We start from the raw sequence: 16104 nt of genomic DNA on the forward strand, positions 1-16104 counted from the left end.
CTATAGACTTAATTTTTAACTAATCTATTCATTATGGAATTAAAAGCGAATGTACGCATTAAGTGGCTGCATGGCGGGTTGAGGTACCTGCTGGCCATCGCGCTGATGATCTTTCTTGTGTTGCCCGGTTACGGGCAGAAGATCCCCATCTCGGGGACTGTTAAATCCGGTTCCGACGGGAGTTCTCTTGTTGGTGTTACTATTCGGTTGAAAGGTACCTCCACGGGCACAATAACCAATGCGCAGGGAACTTATTCACTTGAAGCGGAAACCGGGCAGACCCTTGTTTTTACCTACATTGGCTTTACACCGCAGGAAGTTGAGGTGAAGGGCCGGAACGTTATCAATGTAACCATGCAGGAAGATGTCAAGTCTATTGATGAAGTGGTGGCCATTGGTTACGGCTCTGCAAAAAGAAAAGATGTCACCGGCTCGGTATCTTCTATTAAAGCGGATGAAATTAAACAATCGAACCCGGTAACTGTTGAACAAGCACTGCAGGGAAGGGTGGCAGGGATCGTTGCCATGCAAACTTCAGGACAACCGGGGGGTGGTATGAACATTCAAGTTCGGGGTATCACTTCTCTGGGAGGGGCGTACCCATTGTATGTTATCGATGGTGTCCGGGTCGCCGTTGCTGGATCGCAAGATGGGGGGATGAACCCTTTAGCTGGTATCAACCCTTCTGAAATCGAATCGATTGATGTATTAAAGGATGCTTCGGCAACAGCCATTTATGGTTCAGCGGCTTCTGATGGCGTTATTTTAATTACGACCAAAAGAGGACGGGTTGCACCACCAAAGGTTTCTTATCAGTTTTCTACAGGTGTTCAGCAGTTAGCCCAAAAACTCCCGACAATGAATTTGCGCGAATTTGCAGCCTTCACAAATGCTCGTGCTACCGTTTGGGGGTTTGACGCCAGGGAGGGTTTTGAGAATCCCCGGTATTTAGGCGAGGGAACTGATTGGCAGGACGTCCTGTTTAGAGATGCACCCAGAAGTGAACATACCGTTTCTGTAAGCGGTGGAGATGAACGAACCCAATACTTGTTTTCCGGGTCTTATAACAAAGAGGAAGGTATTGCTTTTGGGTCGGAGTTCGAACGTTTGTCTTTTCGTTTAAATTTGGACAATAAAACAACCGATTGGTTAAAAATTGGTACAAGCCTTCAGTTGGTCAACATCGATGAAAAAATTAATTCGACCACCGGTGATGTAATTGGAAAAGCCCTTAGTATGACTCCGGATATTGCAGTAATGAATTCTGACGGTTCCTGGGGAGGGGCTCACAATGATAATCCCTGGATTCCACGCATAGAAAACCCTCTTGCCATCGCCCTTATTAATAAAGATGAGGCCAATAGAAAGCAAGTTTATGGAAATGCCTACGCTGAAATTACTTTTGCCAAAGGATTGGTATTAAGGAATACCGCGGGGGGAAACTTTTCTATCTATAAAAGGGACAGGTTTTATCCCAGCTACAAAATGGGGAACCTGACAAGGGAGCGTAATGAAGGTTCGTATAGTTACGATGAGACCAACCATGCCGAAATTAGCAGTTACCTTACCTATACCCACCTGTTTGCGAATAAGTACAGTTTAAATGCCATGGCCGGACATGAGGCGATACTGAACAAGTCCGAGAGTGTGTATGCCGCTCGTAAAGATTTTCCTTCAGACAATGTCCAAACCATTGGCTCCGGCGACCCGGCTACGGCGACGAACGGCGGAGGTAAAGGACAATCTGCGGTAGAGTCGTATTTTGGACGTTTGAACTTTACGATTAACGATAAGTACCTGCTGACAGGTAATGCCCGTTACGACGGGAATTCGATGTATTACAAAGCAAACCGTTGGATTTTGACCTATTCCGGCGCTTTCGCGTGGAAGATTAATAATGAGAATTTTTTAAAGAGCGTAAATAAAGTCAATGAACTGAAATTGCGTTTGGGCTACGGTTTAACCAACAGGGCCGGCGGTAGGGATTATGCTTACTCAAGTTCGCTCCGGACGGTATCTACGGGCCTTGGAGGCGTTGCTTTGGTGAACAATGAAATTGGTAATCCCGATTTGAAATGGGAACAAACTAAATATGGGAACGTTGGGCTTGATGGAACGTTTTTCAACTGGCGGTTGAATTTTGCTGTTGATTTTTACCTTCGCCGGACCGACGACCTTGCTATGCAAATCACGCTGCCGTTGTACTCGGGAACAGCTACATCAAGCTGGCCTCCGGGCGCTTTGAAAGCGCCTTATGCGAATATTGGTTCCATGGAGAACAGAGGGTTTGATTTTAGAATAAGTTCAACCAACATTAAAAGCAGGAATTTTACCTGGAAAACTGACCTGACTGTATCACACAACGAAAATAAGGTGGTCAAACTTAACGCCGAAGGAGCCTCCATTGACAGGACGTATAGCAAGACTGTTGCAGGACGGTCGATGGGTGATTTTTACGGGTATATTGTAGAGGGTGTTTTTGCTACTGCCGTGGATTTTTTGGGTGATGAAGAGACCGGTATCCTTCCACATGCCAGACCTGTAAGAAACGGAGAAGAGTTGCCTGTTGGCAATGCCGGCGGTAGTATTTGGTACGGCGACCTAAAATTCAAAGATATAAATAAGGATGGGGTTATTGATGAAAGGGATCAGACATTCCTTGGATCGCCGATACCGAAGGTACAGTTGGGTTTGAATAACACCTTTACCTATAAAAACTTCGAATTGAATGCATTTTTTAATGCCAGCATTGGCAATAAAATCTATAACGTAACGCGTAAAGACCATGAGAGCCCCAGAAACAACACTGCTTATTTTAGGGGAGCGAGTAATTATGCAAAACTTGGGTTAATTGATTCCGAAGGATCGGCATCTGATATCAACAATGTGTACGTAACGAACCCCGATACAAAATTATTCGGGTTGAGAAATGACAATACCAATGGGAACGACAGAGTGACAGACCTTTATGTGGAAGATGGTTCTTATGTGAAGTGTAAAAGTGTGACTTTGAGCTATAATTTCTCTGAGCAATTATTACAAAAAGTACACCTGGGGGCCTTAAGGGTTTATGTGACGGCTACTAACCTGTTTACGATTACCAACTATTCCGGTATGGATCCTGAAATTGGGTCTTGGGATCCGCTTGGGGCAGGTATTGACAATGGCTACTATCCTCAGCCACGCGTGTTTACAGTTGGTGTAAACTTATCATTATCAAAATAATAAACGCTATGAAAATAAGATCGAAAATAATTTATGCGGTGCTTGCCATTTCCGGTTTTCTAGCATCGTGTAGTGACTCGTTCCTGGACCGTCCTGCTCTGTCAGAGATTATGAGCAACAATTTTTACCAAAATTCCGGTGACCTGAAAAAAGCAACTGCCGCGTTATATGCCGGCGAAATATGGGGAGAGTGGTCTGCGGAATGTTATTTGCCCATTGGTGAAGTGATGAGCGGTAATATGGTACTTGGATATAACCCTGGTTCCGTTCAATTAAACAACTTTGCTCTTAACGGCCTAAATCCAAATTTGATCGCCGAGTGGAGGTCAATGTACATGTTGATTGGGCATTGTAATACCGTTATCCATGCCATAGAAGAAGTGGGAGCAAGCGACATTCCGGAGGCAGACGTTAATGCTGCTATTGGAGAGGCAAAATTCTTACGTGCTTATGCCTATTACAGATTGGTAACGCTTTTCCGCGAGGTGCCTATCATTGAAGATAACAGGGAGCTGTTTAGTGATCCTCTGATTAATAGGAACCTGAGTGGCGATGTCTATCAGTTTATTGTAAATGATCTGCTTTATGCGTCGGAAAATTTGCCGGTAACCAGTGCTGATTGGGAAGCTGGCAGGGTTACCACCTGGTCGGCGCAGGGTTTGTTGGCAAAAGTGTATTTGTCATGGTCTGGTTTGGATCAGAACGGTACCCGGAACCAAACGCTACTGAATGCTGCCAAAGAAATTGCTGGCCATGTTTGTAACAACAGTGGATTGTCATTGATGACTAATTATGCCGCTGTTTTCAAATATGAAAACAGCGGCAACCAGGAATCCTTGTTTGCCCTTCAATGGTCAACAACTGGTGGGGGCTGGTATGGGGGTAATATGCTCCAACTATTTAGCAACGCGTTATTGATCAATGGTAATGGAGGCTATTTTGGTATTGAGGTTACTTATGACATGTACCTTCACTATACTGAAGCTGACCTACGGCGGAAGCCTACTTTTATGTACAAAGGAGACGAGTACCCTGAGTTAAATACAAATAAAGGGGGCCTTACATTTAGCGGCAATAGTGGTTTGAAGAAACATATTATCGGTAATGAGGTAGATCTTAATTTACCGCTGATGACGAACACTGCTTCACCGGAACATACCATATTGCTAAGGCTTGCTGATATCTATTTAGTGTATGCCGAAGCTATTCTTGGTAACAATGCCACAACAGCGGATGCAGAAGCGTTGTATTTTTTTAACGCGATCAGGACCAGGGCCGGACTTGAGCCGGTGGAGTCAATTGACGCAGAAATGTTGCGTAAAGAAAGAAGAATTGAGCTGGCAGCCGAAGGTGAATATTGGTTTGACCTTGTAAGGCTCTCCTATTATAACCCACCAAAAGCAATTGCACTGCTTAACGGAGAACAGCGAGTCAAAATAGAGATTGACGATGATGGAGTAGTAACACCGGGGGACCCTTATGGCGTAATTACACCCGCGGAAATTAGTTCATTCAGGCTACCGATACCATCGTCTGAAATAACGGCTAACCCGAAGTTGTTGGATGATGCAGTACCCTATATTTTTGATTAAATTAAAAAGATACAATTATGAAAAAGATATTATTCAATCGAATTCATTTTTTGGTCCTTTCTTGCCTGGTGCTTCTTGTTTTGCAATTAAGCTCATGTAAAGATGAGGGTCAGGATGGTCCTGTTATCACAGCTGTACGTAATTATGCCCCGGCGCCCAACGATACCCTTATTAATGTATTGGTACCGGGTCAGTTTGTGGTCATTGAAGGCGCAAATTTGCAGGAAGCTTCATTGATAACTTTTGCTGGAATACCTGCAACCTTTAACAAGGCTCTGTTTTCATACAATTACGCTGTTGTGAGAGTGCCCGATGTAATACCCTTCCCATTGGTTGCTGAAGAGGATATGAACAAAATCAGGTATGTTACCCCCGGGGGGGAAACGACCTTTAATTTTGATATCGTTGCCGGTGCACCGATGATTTTGGGTATTTTTAATGAGAACCCGGTAGAAGGAGAGACTGTTATGATTGCTGGAACCAACTTGTTCCTTATTGAAGAAGTTCGTTTCGGTGGGGCCATCATTACTGATTTTGAGGCTTCCATTGATGGTACTGGGGTAGCTTTTACAATGCCTGCCAGCTCAACAAGCGGCCCCCTGTCTATAACCACGGTATCGGGTACAGCCGAAACCACGTTTAATGTGAATGACCTAACAACAGGTATGCTTTGCAATTTTGATGATATAGGCAGCCTTGCTTGGGGCACAGGAACTAGTAATAGCGATCCTGATTTTGCAGGTAACCATGGTTGGTACCCTATTCTAAATACTGGTATTCTTGGTTCTGGTGACTGGTCTTGGTGGAATGGAGGACGTAGTATTAATATCGACGGAGTACAATGGCTCCCGGTTGAAGAACTTGATCAGCCTATGGCTAATTATGCCCTTAAGTTTGAAATGAATATTTCAGGGGAGTGGAACGGTGTAAGTTTATTTATTCTTAAAGATTACAATTGGTCTTATTTATCGCGTTTTGAACCATGGAAAATCTCAGCAACAAAAACAACTAATATTTCCACTGGTGGAAAATGGCAAACAGTAACAATCCCTTTAACTGAATTCCGTGATAAAAAGGATGGCCAAGATGGCACAGGAGATTCAGCTACAAGCTTGACTCAGTTACTTGGTTCATCCGGAGCTGGCGGAATAAACTTTTTTACGATCAATGCAGGGAGCGCTCCAACACCAGTTGGTTTCCGTGCTGCTATTGACAATATAAGGGTAGTAAAAATCAAATAGCATTGTTGATGTAACGCAAATAGCAGTTTTATAAAGTTTGAATAAGATCTGCGGATATTCAGTGTAAATTGAAATATTCCGTAGGTCTTTCCTCCATGAGAAATGATTAATTAAAGATTACAAGAAAATGAAAATAAGGTGTTTAAATATGATTTTGGTTTTTTCTATTGCGGTTTTGTCTCTTTTTTCATGCCAAAAAAAGGGGATAGTTGATCCTGTTCTAATTGTTTCTCCGGGTGAAATTACATTTGAACCAGATGGAGGAGAGGCTAGTGTTACGATAGAGTGTAATGATGAATGGGTTATCAACAACTCTGCATCTTCTTGGTTGCAAACCGACAAGACTAAAGGAGCGAGTGGCAATACAACATTAAATCTGATTATAAATGTAAATGAAACAGGAGCCAGCCGTACCGGCATTGTGAGCATTAATGCTGCAAATGAACAGTCAAGGAGGGTCGTGGTTAAACAAGGGGCGCGGTTATTCCCCTCTTACAATACCTCTCCTAAAGCACCGGATGCAACCGGAATGGGCAGCAATGCGATGGAGTTGGCTGCGAAAATGAAACTGGGCTGGAACATTGGCAACACCATGGAAGCTCCCGGAGGTGAAACGGGCTGGGGCAACCCTGTTATCACCGAGGATTATATCAAATTTGTCAAGCAGTTAGGTTTTAATGCCATCCGAATCCCTTGTGCGTGGGACTGGAATTGGGACAAGCAATGGTATGGGGACAATTACCATATTGCTGATCGCAAAACTGCCCGTATAAAAACCGAATGGCTTAACCGGGTAAAAGAAGTGGTTGGCTATTGCGTGAATAATGATATATATGTCCTGCTGAATATCCATTACGATGGGGGCTGGTTGGAACATAACATCACGAAAGCAAAGCAAGATTCGGTCAGTGCTAAACAAAAGGCATACTGGGAGCAAATCGCTACCGCTTTGCGTGATTTTGACGAGCACCTGATGTTTGCCAGTGCCAACGAACCGGCGGCTGATAATGCTGAGAAGGTAGGAATACTTTTGTCACACCATCAAACATTCATCAATGCCGTTCGTTCGACAGGTGGAAGAAACAGCTACCGCGTTCTTGTTGTTCAAGGACCAAATACATCGATGTCGTTGACATCTGAATTGATGAGCACACTTCCAACCGACCCGGAGGCCAATCGCCTGATGGTTGAAATACATAATTATACTCCGGCACAGTTTTGTTTCCTGAATGAAGACGTTAGCTGGGGTAAAATGTTTTACTACTGGGGCCGGGGCCATCATTCGACCATTGAACCTGATCGTAACGCCACATGGGGCGAAGAAGATGTGCAGCTTGCTGACTTCGCGAAGGTGAAAGCGGCATTTGTTGATAAAGGGATTCCCGTGATACTGGGAGAATATGGCGCTTACCGTCGAAATAACAATGCAAATGTTCCCTTAGACCTGGAAACCCACAATGATGCTGTTGACTATTGGGCAACTTTTGTGACCAAACAAGCCATCGCCCATGGTGTAGTTCCATTCTGGTGGGATACGGGAGGGGCGCTTGACAGAGCCAACAATATCGTGAAAGATCAGCGCACCATTGACGCTATTATCGCCGGGGGAAACTAACAAAACTTGACAAGGCAATAAATCACAATAGGTTTGAAAATGAGTTTAAAAAATACAATTCTTTTAGTTTGGCTCCTCCTGATTGTGAGTGCTTGTGGGAGCAGTATATTTAATCAGTCGCAGGCACAGCAGGTTGCTCAGTTACAAAGTCCGGACAAGTCCGTTGTGTTGAGGGTTTCTTTATCAGCTTCGGGTGAAATTCAGTACAGCATCCAAAAATCAGGCGTTGACGTTATTCAACCTTCGGCTTTAGGCGCGATGATGAAGGGGCATGATTTTACACAAGGCTTGAAATTAGTGACAACATCAGAACCGGAGCATATAACAGATAGCTACCAAATTAAGAATGCAAAAAAAAGCAGCATTCTATACCAGGCCAATCAGTTGGTGGTGTCTTTTGCTAATGACGAAGCGGAAAAAATGGATATCATATTCCGGTTATCCAATGACGGAGTGGCGTTTCGGTATTCTTTTCCATGGATAAAGGATGATGAAACGATTGTTAAAGAACTTTCCTCATTTGCATTTGACAAAGAAACAAGAGCCTGGCTGCAACCCATGAGTGAAGCAAAAACAGGGTGGGAGAGTTGCCATCCGTCTTATGAAGAACATTATTTGCAGGACATTCCCGTCGGCACAGTATCGCCATTAAAGTCAGGTTGGGTGTACCCGGCATTATTTAAAACAAAGGAAACCTGGGTATTGATCACCGAAGCAGCGCTTGACGGTACTTACTGCGGTACACGATTGGTCAACGATTCGGCTTCCTCAGTTTATTCAATCGGATTTGCCGATCCGAGAGAGGTGTTTACAGACGGTGGCCACTTGCCGGTAAACAATAAGCCCTGGCTTACGCCGTGGCGCGTTCTAACCATTGGTAGTTTGCAAACGATCGTAGAATCAACATTGGGGACCGATTTGGCGCCAAAAGCGATTGATATGGACCAATCGTTTCTTAAGTTTGGCAAAGCATCGTGGAGCTGGATTAACAGCAAAGATGATATGGTCGTTTACGATGAACAAATAAAGTACATCGACTTCGCTGCGGCTATGAACTGGCAATATTGCTTAGTTGATGCAAACTGGGACACTCAGATCGGATACGAAAAGATAGCTGAATTGTCAACGTATGCAAAACAAAAAAATGTGGGTTTGCTCGTGTGGTATAACTCTGCAGGAGATTGGAACACCATTACGTCTTATCATCCCAAAGATCTATTATTGACGAAAGCGGGGCGTGAAAAGGAATTCAGCCGCCTGCAGGCAATGGGTATCAAAGGTGTTAAGATTGATTTCTTCGGTGGCGATGGCCGGAGCATGATCCAATACTACATCGACATTTTGAATGATGCTGCAAAGTATCAGTTACTTGTAAATTTCCACGGAGCTACTTTACCAAGGGGCTGGCAAAGAACATATCCTCATTTGGTAACGGCCGAAGCAATTTATGGGATGGAGATGGTGACATTTGACCAGAAGGCGGCCGATAAGCAAGCCAATCATTGTGCCATGTTGCCCTTTACACGGAACGCATTCGATCCGATGGATTTTACACCCATGAACCTGACAGGGCTCACCAATTCCAATTGTATCCGAAAAACTACACCAGCCTTTGAATTGGCCCTTTCGGTATTGTTTTTATCCGGAATTCAACATTATGCACAGGCGCCGGAAGGAATGGCCGAGGTTTCCGATGATGTAAAGAATTTCTTAAAAAACCTACCCGACTATTGGGACGATGTAAAATTTTTGGAAGGTTACCCAGGAAAGTACGTGGTTATTGCCAGGCAAAGTGGCAATCGCTGGTACATTGCCGGCATTAATGGAGAAACTAATGAAAAGAAGGTAAATCTTGACCTTAGCTCATTCAAGAAAAGCAAGGCGACGCTGTTCACGGACGGTACAGATGAGGAACTATTTTCAAAAACAATCCTGAACAAGACAAAGAAATGCGACCTTATCATGAATGCCAATGGTGGATTTGTAATGGTGCTTGAATGATTGTAAGAATCATTTTTTGATAGGTTCAATTGTATATAAAACCAGCCAAATGAAAAAAACGGTCACACTCATTTTGCTTCTTCAATGTTCGGTTTGGGCAGGTGCGCAGCACCAAACTCAATCGAACAAAACAGATTCAAAATATTTCCTGAATCCTGTTTTGCCGGCGATTACCCCGACACAAGTATCCTTCATGACGGTGATACCTATTGCTTGGTGCATTCGTCGTTCGAGTATTACCTATGCACCACAACGTCCTCAGCGGGTTTCTGGGCTTAAGGATCGGATTGTGATCCATTGGAAAAGGCGCCGTGACATTTAAAAATTTCAGGTATAAACAAGTTCAATAAAAGTATTTCAATATGAAAACAATATTCGCGACTGTGTTTTGTGTTCTGTGCAGTTTCGTGTTATCGGCGCAAAAGAACGATACCTAAACTATTTGTAGACGTGAAAAGATTATTCCAACCCATCGCATTATTGTGTTACGTTGCATTGTTATCTTGCGAAGACAATCAGCCCAAAAATGACACCAAAATTCCTTTCGATTTTGACTGGAAGTTTGCATTGAACGATCAGTCTGGTGCCGAACAGCCCGGCTTCAACGATTCAGACTGGCGCTTGCTCGACGTGCCGCACGATTTCAGCATTGAACATCCTTTTGACTCGGCATATGCTACCGGATCTGGTGGTGGTTATACCTACAGTGGTATTGGCTGGTATCGAAAAACCTTCCCTACAGAACCTGATTTTTCAGAAAAAAAGGTTTCGGTATTATTCGACGGCGTTTACCGAAACAGCGAAGTATGGATTAACGGGCAGTATCTAGGTATCCGGCCTTATGGTTATTCCTCTTTTTATTACGATCTGACACCTTATTTAAACCCGGTTGGCGAAAACAACCTGATTGCGGTCAAGGTAAATACTTCGGAACAGCCCAATTCTCGTTGGTACACGGGCTCGGGCATTTATCGCCATGTTTGGCTGATAGCCAAAAACAAGTTGCACATCAAACAATGGGGTGTGTTTGCCCGTACAGTAAAAGCGAATGAAAACGAGGCCAGCGTCGATGTGACGATCGAACTGAACAACAGCAACGAAACCGATCAGCTTTGCACCGTGGTGACAATGCTGGTCGATTCGGCAGGCAAACAAGTTGCGTTGTCCGAAACACAAGTCGATGTAAAAGCGGGGCAACAACAGAAAATCGATCAAAACATGGTGATTGACAATCCCCGGTTGTGGTCTGTCGGACAACCCAATCTGTACCGTTTGCAGGTTGAGATCAGGAGCAGCGATGAGGTGGTTGATAATTACGCAACGGCTTTTGGTCTCAGGACCTTTCAATTCGATCCCAATAAAGGTTTTTTCCTGAATGGAAAACATGTAAAACTGAAGGGGGTGAACAACCACCACGACGGAGGGTCGTTGGGCGCTGCCGTGCTGAACCACACCCACAAACGACAATTGGAGATTTTAAAGAAGATGGGCTGCAATGCGCTTCGTATGAGTCATAATCCGCCGTCGCCGGAATTGCTCGCTTATGCCGACAGTTTGGGCTTTGTGGTGATCGACGAGATTTTTGACGAGTGGATGGACGGGAAAACACCAGCAGGATATGCCCCTCATTTCGAAGAATGGTATGAGCGCGATGTCGAAAACTGGATCCGGCGCGACCGCAATCATCCTTCGGTTGTTGCCTGGAGTATTGGCAACGAAGTAAGGGAACAGTACAACAAAGACAACGCGCATAAAACAATACTGATGTTGCTTGAGTCGGCGCGCAAGCATGACAATACGCGCCCCTTCACCCTGGCCTGCAACGAGATTGTTAACTTCAACTCCTTTGGAGTGCTTGAATTACCCGATATTGTCGGTTACAATTACCAGGAAGCTTTTTATAAGGAAGACCACGAAAAATACCCGAACCGGGTTATTTTTGGTTCCGAAACGGTGATGTACCCTTACCACGACCACAAAGCATGGCAAATGCGCTCATATCAGCAATGGCTCGATGGCCAGTTGGAAGATTATGTGGCGGGCGAATTTCTGTGGACTGGCTTTGACTATCTTGGCGAAGCCGGCATTGGGCATGTAGGCACCGGCTTCGAATTTTGGAAAACCTGGCCAAACTGGCCGTGGCGCGGCGCCGATTGTGGCGTTATTGACATGTGCGGTTTTCCCAAGCCCGGCTACTGGTTTCGAAAAGCGCTTTGGAATGATGAGCCGATGGTTTACATCGCTGCACAAACCGACGTATCAGCGCGAGACAGGAACATGGCTTCTTTTTGGAACTGGCCCAAAGTTGAAGCCCACTGGAACCATAACAAAATTGGAGATACCTTGGCGGTACATGTGTACACCAATGTTCCCGAGGTAGAACTGCTATTAAATGGAAAATCATTGGGAGCCCGCCAATGGGATTTAAAGCAGGAAGCCTTTTTGTTTTGGGAAGTGCCCTATGAGCCCGGAAGACTGGAGGCTGTTGGCAAAACGGCTGATGGCATAACCGTGTCGTTTGCCGTACAAACAGCCGGCGAACCAGCGAAAATCGTGCTAATGCCTGACCGTCAAAAAATCAAGGCGAACAAGCAGGATTTGTGCTACGTGACAGTACAACTGCTCGATTCCAATGATGTGCCGGTACCATTTGCCGGCAATGTCATTGAATTTGAAGTGAACGGATCGGGCAAACTGCTTGCGGTGGGCAACGGTGACCAGAAGAGTCACACCTCTTTTAAAGGAGGAAAAATGGAAGCGCATTTAGGGAGCTGTCTTGCCGTGATACAGTCAACCGATCAGACAGGGGAAATTACCATTGTTGCTAAAAGCGGCACACTTCCGGTTGCAACGGCTGCTTTAGTGGCCGAATAATTCGGAGAATTAATTAGTTATCATAAAAAACAGAACAAATGAATCAACTTAAAAGAACCTTAAAAACAGCTTGTTTACTGTCCATAGCTTGCACTTTACTTAAGTGTACTCCAAATCAATCCAAACAGACCGTAAATATTTATGAGCCAAGCTGGGAGTCGTTAGCTAAACACAATACCGAACCGGAATGGTTTAAAGATGCCAAACTTGGGATTTATTTTCACTGGGGAATTTATTCCGTACCTGCATTCAGTTCAGAATGGTATCCCGCATGGATGTATTATACAAACCTTGAAAAAGGACAATGGGGAGCTGATGTTCGCGATTACCATGTAAAAACCTATGGGCCTCATTTTAATTATCATGATTTTATCCCCATGTTTAAAGCCGAATATTTTAATGCTGCAGAATGGGCAGAACTGTTTCAAAAAGCAGGCGCCAAATTTGCCGGCCTTGTTGCAGAACATCACGATGGTTTTGCGATGTGGGACAGCGAGATCAATCCGTGGAATGCCGCAGATATGGGACCCGAAAAAGATATCGCGGGAGAACTTTTGACGGAACTTAAAAAACGGGATATGAAAACCATAACGACCTTTCATCACGCCCGAAATCTGCAACGTTATGCAAACGACAGCACCCTTTGGGCCAATAGCGGAAAAGTTGGCTGGAACAGTCATTACGCTTATGATCCGAACGGGATTACAAGTACCAAAGATGAAAAACTTAAATATCTGTATGGCAACATACCGGCTGACGAGTTTTATGACTATTGGTTAGGACAAGTGAACGAGGTCGTTGATAAATATGCACCGGATATGATTTGGTTCGACTCGTGGTTGGATATGATTCCGGAGCAATACCGGCAAAAAATGGTGGCCCACCATTATAATACTGCTGTGAGTCGTGGTCAGGAACCAATAGCTTTCTATAAACAGGAAGACTTGCCGGATAGTGTCGCATTGGTTGACATTGAGCAGGGCGGGAAAACTGATATTTCAGAAAAATACTGGCTGACAGATATCACCATCAGCGACGGTAGCTGGTGCTACACCAACGGGCTGAAATATAAAGAAGCTGATTTGATCATTCGCAACATGATCGATGCATGGAGTAAAAAGGGGGTGGTCCTGTTAAATGTGTCTCCGATGGCAAATGGCATCATTCCGCATGAACAGCAGGATGTTTTAAAAACAATTGGCGTATGGATTAAGAAACATGAAGAAGCCGTTTATAACACTCGCACACATTCAATTTTTGGTTATGGAATTGCTGAATTTGAGAAAGGACATTTTGGCGGTCAGTCAGCTACAATGAAATACACCCGGGACGATGTCCGGTTTGCCAAATCGAAAGATGGAAATACCTTATATGTTTATTTATTGGGCTTGCCCGAACCCAATAAGGAAATCGAACTGCAACATGTGTTTGAAACAAACCAAAATCAGCAGATCTCAGGTGTTCGTGTGGTCGGAAGCGGCGGTGAATTGAAATGGTCGGTTAGTGGAAATAAACTAACAGTTACAATGCCTGGTGACGATGCAATGGATGAAATTGCCACCGTTCTCAAAATTGAGTTTAAATTGTAGTACACGGATGTTTGTCTGAAATGTCGGGCGAGGCGTCCGGTAAACGATATTTTATAATGAAGGAATACTTAAAGACAGTAATAAAGGAATGGATATTAGTTTGGTTGGTTTTTATCCTTCTCATGAGTAGTGTGAACGCCCAGACAGCCATGATAAATGTGCAGGGCAGAAACAATACCACCAGCCTAAATGGCAAGTGGACAGTAATCCTTGACCCAGCCGGTGCAGGCGACTACAGGCAAGTTTGGCAGGAAAAAAAGCCCCAGAAAAAAACCGATTTCGTGGAGTATTCGTTTGAAGGCGGCCCTACGCTGAATGTGCCGGGCGACTTCAATTCCCAATTGTGCGAACTGACCTACCTGGAAGGCATGGTTTGGTACAAAAAGCAGTTCACCTATACGGGAAAGTCAGGCAAAAGATTGTTCCTGCATTTCGGAGCGGTGAACTATTTGGCCGAGGTCTATCTGAATAGCGAAAAGATCGGTAGCCACGAAGGCGGTTTTACCCCGTTTCAGTTTGAAATTACCGGCCAGGCAGTCGATGGCGTCAACAACCTGATTGTAAAAGTTGACAACAGGCGTTTGAAAAACGGGCTGCCCGGTGTTGATTACGACTGGTTTAATTATGGGGGCATTACCCGCGACGTGAATTTGATCGAAACCAGTCAAACTTTCATCGAAGATTATTTCATCCAATTAGAGAAAGGGAGTCTGAATACCGTTTTGGGATGGGTTCAGCTGAACGGAACAAAAGCCGCGCAAAAAATTACAATACGAATTCCGGAGCTCAACCTATCGTACCAAACTAAAACAGACGGCAAGGGTATTGCCCAGGTTGAATTTTCATCCGATTTTCAGCTTTGGTCGCCTGATGACCCTAAACGATACCAGGTAATTGTTGAAAGTGAAACGGATACTGTTGTGGACGAAATTGGTTTCAGGTGCATGGAAGTGCAGGGGAACAAAGTACTGCTGAATAAAGAGCCGATCTTTTTGAAAGCGGTAAATATCCACGAAGAAAACCCGTATCGGAAGGCCCGGGCCTTTTCAAGCGATGATGCACGGGTTTTACTGAATGCGGCAAAAGAATTGGGTTGTAACCTAGTCCGGTTAGCCCATTACCCCCATAGCGAAAACATGGTTGAGGAAGCTGAAAAAATGGGATTAATGGTTTGGAGCGAACTTCCGGTCTATCAGCATATTCAATTCCCGGATAGTTTGGTACCCCAAAAAATGGAGACCATGCTTAACGAAATGGTCCGCAGGGACAAAAACCATTGCGGGGTGGTTGTATGGGCGCTTTCCAACGAAACATATCCCGGCACCCCCAACCGCAACGAAGCCCTGATTGGGCTCACCCAAAAATGCAAGGCATTGGACACCACCCGTTTGATTGTGCATGTGGTCAATACCCAGGGCTATGACAACAACACATTTAATGTGTGGGACCCCCTCTACAACTATTCCGACCTGGTTGCCGTCAACGAATACATCGGCTGGTACATCCCCTGGCAAGGTAAACCTGCGGATACGAAATGGGAAGTTGCGTTTCCCGACAAACCGGTTTTTATATCAGAATTTGGAGGTGAAGCTTTGTTCGGGAACCATGACGGCCCTGCTGATGAAGCTGCTTACTGGACGGAAGCCTATCAGGAGAAAATATTCATCGACCAGGTGGAAATGTTTAGCACTATCCCCAACCTGTGCGGGGTATGCCCGTGGTTGTTGTTAGATTACCGATCGTTGGGCCGCATGAACCAGGTTTATCAAAACGGCTACAACCGGAAAGGTTTGCTATCTGAAAACGGTGAAAAGAAAAAGGCCTGGTATATCATGAACGAATATTATAAGAGAAACAAATGAGCATTTCTTTAAGAGTGTCAGCCGTAACAAATCATCAATACGCTATATGAATTTTAAAGTAACGTTAATTGCAATAATCTGCCTTGTCGTAATTCGTGCTAATTT

General features: G+C 44.5%; 9 protein-coding genes. All 9 read left to right on the top strand.

The features are described 5' to 3' along the window. Positions 1 to 33 precede the first annotated feature (33 nt). The 9 genes from AC6H3C_RS10225 (at position 34) to AC6H3C_RS10265 (ending at position 15999) form a co-directional block, all read left to right on the top strand. Complete coding sequence (locus AC6H3C_RS10225; RefSeq protein WP_497520669.1) at positions 34 to 3225, top strand: SusC/RagA family TonB-linked outer membrane protein; 3192 nt, start codon at positions 34 to 36, stop codon at positions 3223 to 3225. 8 nt (positions 3226 to 3233) lie between these two features. After that, positions 3234 to 4817, top strand: coding sequence for a RagB/SusD family nutrient uptake outer membrane protein (locus tag AC6H3C_RS10230; protein WP_497520670.1), 1584 nt, complete (start codon positions 3234 to 3236; stop codon positions 4815 to 4817). Positions 4818 to 4834: 17 nt separating this feature from the next. Further along, positions 4835 to 6058, top strand: coding sequence for a glycan-binding surface protein (locus AC6H3C_RS10235; RefSeq protein ID WP_497520671.1), 1224 nt, complete (start codon positions 4835 to 4837; stop codon positions 6056 to 6058). A gap of 127 nt (positions 6059 to 6185) precedes the next feature. Next, entirely contained in the window at positions 6186 to 7673 is a 1488-nt protein-coding gene (locus tag AC6H3C_RS10240) for a cellulase family glycosylhydrolase (RefSeq protein ID WP_497520672.1), read from the top strand. A 39-nt stretch (positions 7674 to 7712) separates the two neighbouring features. Continuing rightward, positions 7713 to 9674, top strand: a complete 1962-nt coding sequence (locus tag AC6H3C_RS10245; protein ID WP_497520673.1) for a glycoside hydrolase family 97 protein — start codon at positions 7713 to 7715, stop codon at positions 9672 to 9674. A 49-nt stretch (positions 9675 to 9723) separates the two neighbouring features. Beyond that, entirely contained in the window at positions 9724 to 9996 is a 273-nt protein-coding gene (locus AC6H3C_RS10250) for a hypothetical protein (protein WP_497520674.1), read from the top strand. Positions 9997 to 10124: 128 nt separating this feature from the next. Further along, positions 10125 to 12548, top strand: coding sequence for a glycoside hydrolase family 2 TIM barrel-domain containing protein (locus tag AC6H3C_RS10255; protein WP_497520675.1), 2424 nt, complete (start codon positions 10125 to 10127; stop codon positions 12546 to 12548). Positions 12549 to 12586: 38 nt separating this feature from the next. Next, a complete protein-coding gene (locus AC6H3C_RS10260) occupies positions 12587 to 14137 on the top strand; it encodes an alpha-L-fucosidase (RefSeq protein WP_497520676.1) in 1551 nt (516 codons plus the stop codon). Positions 14138 to 14193: 56 nt separating this feature from the next. Next, positions 14194 to 15999 carry a glycoside hydrolase family 2 protein gene (locus AC6H3C_RS10265; RefSeq protein ID WP_497520677.1) on the top strand — a complete coding sequence of 602 codons (1806 nt, stop codon included), beginning with the start codon at positions 14194 to 14196 and terminating at the stop codon, positions 15997 to 15999. Positions 16000 to 16104: the final 105 nt, after the last annotated feature.

Source organism: Gaoshiqia sp. US2, from assembly GCF_059705485.1.

Excerpts from the sequence above, each read along its gene's own strand:
- AC6H3C_RS10225 (WP_497520669.1), top strand. The coding sequence starts at position 34 with ATGGAATTAAAAGCGAATGTACGCATTAAGTGGCTGCATGGCGGGTTG.
- AC6H3C_RS10230 (WP_497520670.1), top strand. The coding sequence starts at position 3,234 with ATGAAAATAAGATCGAAAATAATTTATGCGGTGCTTGCCATTTCCGGT.
- AC6H3C_RS10235 (WP_497520671.1), top strand. The coding sequence starts at position 4,835 with ATGAAAAAGATATTATTCAATCGAATTCATTTTTTGGTCCTTTCTTGC.
- AC6H3C_RS10240 (WP_497520672.1), top strand. The coding sequence starts at position 6,186 with ATGAAAATAAGGTGTTTAAATATGATTTTGGTTTTTTCTATTGCGGTT.
- AC6H3C_RS10245 (WP_497520673.1), top strand. The coding sequence starts at position 7,713 with ATGAGTTTAAAAAATACAATTCTTTTAGTTTGGCTCCTCCTGATTGTG.
- AC6H3C_RS10250 (WP_497520674.1), top strand. The coding sequence starts at position 9,724 with ATGAAAAAAACGGTCACACTCATTTTGCTTCTTCAATGTTCGGTTTGG.
- AC6H3C_RS10260 (WP_497520676.1), top strand. The coding sequence starts at position 12,587 with ATGAATCAACTTAAAAGAACCTTAAAAACAGCTTGTTTACTGTCCATA.
- AC6H3C_RS10265 (WP_497520677.1), top strand. The coding sequence starts at position 14,194 with ATGAAGGAATACTTAAAGACAGTAATAAAGGAATGGATATTAGTTTGG.